The 3,680-nt window shown below is 57.3% G+C and carries 4 protein-coding genes; 3 read left to right on the top strand and 1 reads right to left on the bottom strand.

What is annotated here, in order from left to right; genetic code table 11:
* The first annotated feature begins 646 nt into the window (after positions 1 to 646).
* The 3 genes from VJV58_RS05720 to VJV58_RS05730 are packed head-to-tail and all read left to right on the top strand — an operon-like array spanning position 647 to position 3,367.
* A complete protein-coding gene (locus VJV58_RS05720) occupies positions 647 to 1,675 on the top strand; it encodes an MlaE family ABC transporter permease (protein WP_414641416.1) in 1,029 nt (342 codons plus the stop codon).
* Position 1,676: 1 nt separating this feature from the next.
* A complete protein-coding gene (locus tag VJV58_RS05725; protein ID WP_324136368.1) occupies positions 1,677 to 2,465 on the top strand; it encodes an ABC transporter ATP-binding protein in 789 nt (262 codons plus the stop codon).
* Positions 2,465 to 3,367: an MlaD family protein gene (locus tag VJV58_RS05730; protein ID WP_324136369.1), complete on the top strand. Its 903-nt coding sequence runs from the start codon at positions 2,465 to 2,467 to the stop codon at positions 3,365 to 3,367. Before VJV58_RS05725 ends, VJV58_RS05730 begins: the two co-directional genes overlap by 1 nt.
* Before the next feature lie 19 nt (positions 3,368 to 3,386).
* Here VJV58_RS05730 and VJV58_RS05735 read toward each other — a convergent pair.
* Positions 3,387 to 3,680 (bottom strand): LysR substrate-binding domain-containing protein (locus VJV58_RS05735; RefSeq protein ID WP_324136370.1); only part of this gene is annotated, 294 nt, incomplete at its 5' end.

Consider the following 3,680-nt stretch of genomic DNA (forward strand, 5'->3'; position numbering starts at 1 on the left):
GAGCCCGCTTGGACATTCCGGGCGGGCTCGCAATTTTTTAGACCACGAATTTTGCGGCCTTTGCAGGTCACTCCGGCGCCTGCGCGTCCGACAAATATCCAGCGACGAAACGATGTGCTCCGCCAAAGCATCAGCGAGCGCGGAGGTTTCGTGCGTGCTGCCACCTGCCGTTCGCGCTGAGTAGTGACCTCGACGATGAATGGTGCTCTCGAAACGACCGTTACACCTCAGAAGACGTGTTTCGCCTTAGCCTTTCGACTAAATGTTTGAAATATCCAGATTGTTCGACCCTGCCGGACTCACTATTTTGCACGGCCCGTATGGTTAACAACTCGTTAACCTAAAGCGGTAAACAGAGTTTAAGCGGGGATGCCGAGCCGTTAACTTTCTCGCAGCGAACTGACCAACCGCTTGCCACCGCGGCTCTCGACTTTCGGCCAAATCATAAACCCCGCCGCTTTGCGGGGTTCGGTCTTTCGCGAATGGGTCTGCGAAAGGTGGCCGCAGATGCGTGGTGCTGCCTCATATACGAAGGAGTGCCTCCTTGCCGGCAGGGGTTTTGTTCACCGAACAGCGGAGCGACGGAGTCGAGTTCAGTGCCGCTGGGTCGTGGACAGCTGAATATGCGGACAGAATCGAGTCGCAGATGGATGCCGCAATAGCCGGCATTGTGGAACGCGGTGTCACGATCAATGCCGCGCATATCGAGAATCTCGACACCTACGGCGCATGGCTGATCGAGCGCGCAATCCGCACGTTAACGAGGAAAGGGGGTGAAGCGCGGCTGGTGGGACTGCGCGACGACTACCGAGGTCTCTTCGAGAAAGTCCATGTCGGGACACAAGTCTTGTCATCCCCGCCGCCAAGACCGAACAGCATCGTTGCAACGCTCGAAAGCGTGGGACGGACGATGGCGAGCGTCGGCGCCGACCTCGTTCTGCTAGCGGAAATGCTCGGCCTATTGATCGTCGCGCTTCAGCGAGTCGTCCGACGGCCCAAAAGTTTTCGCTTCACGTCGATGATCCATCAGATCGAGCGCGTTGCATGGCGTGCTGTGCCGATCATCCTGCTGATCACTGTTTTGATCGGTGCCATTCTCGCGCAGCAAGGCATATTCCACTTCCGCAAATTCGGCGCCGATATCTACGTGATCGACATGGTCGGCGTGTTGGTACTGAGAGAAATCGGCGTTCTGATCGTTTGTATCATGGTCGCCGGCCGATCCGGGAGTTCTTACACCGCTGAACTCGGCACGATGCGTATGCGCGAAGAGGTCGACGCATTGCGGACCATGGGATTCGATCCCATTGAAGTGCTGATCCTTCCACGTATCCTTGCTTTAGTCATTGCGGTGCCAATTCTGACATTTCTTGGATCGATGGCCGCGCTCTATGGTGGCGGCTTAGTGGCGTGGCTTTACGGGGGCATTCAGCCGGAGGTCTTCTTGGACCGCCTACGGGAAGCTGTGACGACGACGACGTTCGAGGTCGGGATGATCAAGGCGCCATTTATGGCGCTGCTCATCGGAATTGTGGCTTGCGTGGAAGGCTTGCAAGTCGGAGGCAGCGCCGAGTCGCTCGGTGAAAAGACCACCAATTCAGTTGTTAAATCCATTTTTTTGGTGATCGTACTCGACGGCGTTTTCGCAATGTTCTTTGCGTCGATCGGTATGTAAGATGACAAAAAACTCCGTCATCAAAGTACGCAATGTGGCCGTTGAACTGAAAGGGATTCGGGTTCTCAAGGACGTCACGCTGGACGTGTATCGAGGTGAGATTCTGGGTTTTGTCGGGGCGTCCGGGGCGGGTAAATCAGTGCTCACGCGCACGATCCTCGGTCTCCTTCCGAAACAGCAGGGACGCATTGAGGTCTTCGACGTAGATCTCGACGAAGCAGACGAAACGCAGCGCCAGCAAATCGAGCGGCGATGGGGCACTCTGTTTCAGCAGGGCGCTTTGTTCTCCTCGCTCACGGTCGGCGAGAATGTTGAGTTCCCTATTCGCGAATATCTCAATTTGTCGGATCGCTTGGTGACAGAAATAGCCATTACGAAGCTGGAAATGGTCGGTCTAAAAGCGGATGTTTACCGCAAATACCCGTCCGAATTATCGGGCGGAATGGTCAAGCGCGTGGCGCTTGCGCGCGCTTTGGCGCTCGACCCGGAAATCCTCTTTCTCGATGAGCCGACCTCGGGCCTCGATCCGATCAGCGCGGCTGACTTCGATCAGCTCATCCTGACACTGCAACAGACTTCACCAATGGCGGTCTTCATGGTGACGCATGATCTGGACAGCTTGCACACCATTTGCAACCGGATCGCAGTCCTCGGGGACGGCAAGATCATCGAAGCGGGTACGATGGACAAGATGCTGGCCTCGCAGCATCCTTGGCTTAGGGCTTATTTCCGCGGCGTTCGCGCCCGGCCGGCACTCAGGCTCCAAGTAGGAACGACTGGAGTAGGATGATGGAGCGACATGCGCACTATGCCTTTATCGGCCTGTTTACGTTCGCGGTAGTCGCGGGCGCATTCGGTTTTATCTTCTGGCTGCATCACTCGTCCGGCAAGAAACAAGCCGTTGCATACCGCGTCATCTTTGACAACTCGGTGTCCGGATTGCAGGTCGGAGGCAACGTTCTATTCAATGGCATTCGCGTCGGCCAAGTGACCAATCTCCGGCTTGACCCAGACAAGCCGTCCCAGGTCATCGCCATGCTGGCCGTCAACAAGTCGACGCCAATCCGCGCCGATACCCACGTCGGCCTCGAGTTTTCCGGCCTGACCGGGGTGGCGTCAGTGTCCTTGAAAGGGGCCTCCCCGGACACGCCGCTGATCGAGCGAGAGGAGGGTGAGCCACCGACTTTAAGAGCCGACTCGAACGCTAGTCAGGACATGATGCAAGCTGCGCGTGAGGTTCTAAACAAAGTGGAAGAAGTGATCGCGGCCAACGAGAAGGTATTGCATGAGGCGTTCACCGATATCGGCAAGTTCAGCGCATCTCTGGCGCGCAATGCGGACAATGTGGATTCGATCGTGTCCGATGTGAAAGACACGGCAAAGAATGCGAAGGAGGCAACGGACTCGGCTCGATTGCTGATGGACAATCTCGACAAACGTACAGACGAAATTACGGCGGGCGTGAACAAGATGACTGCTTCTGGTCGGTTGTTGATGCGCAATCTGGATAAACGTACCGACGAAATTACCATCGGCGTGAACAAGATGACCGCAACTGCAACGCGCCAAATTGATCTTGCAGGTCGGGCGATCACTGATCTCGCTCACAACCCCCAGCGGTTCTTGTTCGGAGGTACCAAGAACAACGAAGCCGAGCCAACCTCTGCCACCACAGGAAGGGCACAGGAGTAGCCATAAAAGCGATTGCCGCTCACTCCGCCGCCTGCGCGTCAGACAAGTTGTCGAGCGACGACACGATGTGCTCGGCCAAAGCATCGGCGAGCGCGGAGGTCTCGTGCGCATTGCGCACCAGCCCGATGCGGCAGCTCGGCAATTCCGGAAAACCGTCGGCGGATGTGAGCACGCGCATGCCGGGGCGCAGGCCCGATTCCGGCAGCACGGAGACGGCGAGGCCGGCGAGCACCGCGGCCGCCGCCGCGCCGTTGTTCGAACTGGAAAATAAAATGTGATACGGCCGGCCGATCCCCTCCAGCCGTTCGACCGC

Origin of the sequence: Bradyrhizobium sp. (assembly GCF_035273305.1) — a bacterium.
Lineage (GTDB): Bacteria > Pseudomonadota > Alphaproteobacteria > Rhizobiales > Xanthobacteraceae > Bradyrhizobium.

Bases quoted from the DNA above. Each gene is read 5' to 3' on its own strand.
- VJV58_RS05725 (WP_324136368.1), top strand. From the start codon at position 1,677: ATGACAAAAAACTCCGTCATCAAAGTACGCAATGTGGCCGTTGAACTG.
- VJV58_RS05730 (WP_324136369.1), top strand. From the start codon at position 2,465: ATGGAGCGACATGCGCACTATGCCTTTATCGGCCTGTTTACGTTCGCG.
- VJV58_RS05720 (WP_414641416.1), top strand. From the start codon at position 647: ATGGATGCCGCAATAGCCGGCATTGTGGAACGCGGTGTCACGATCAAT.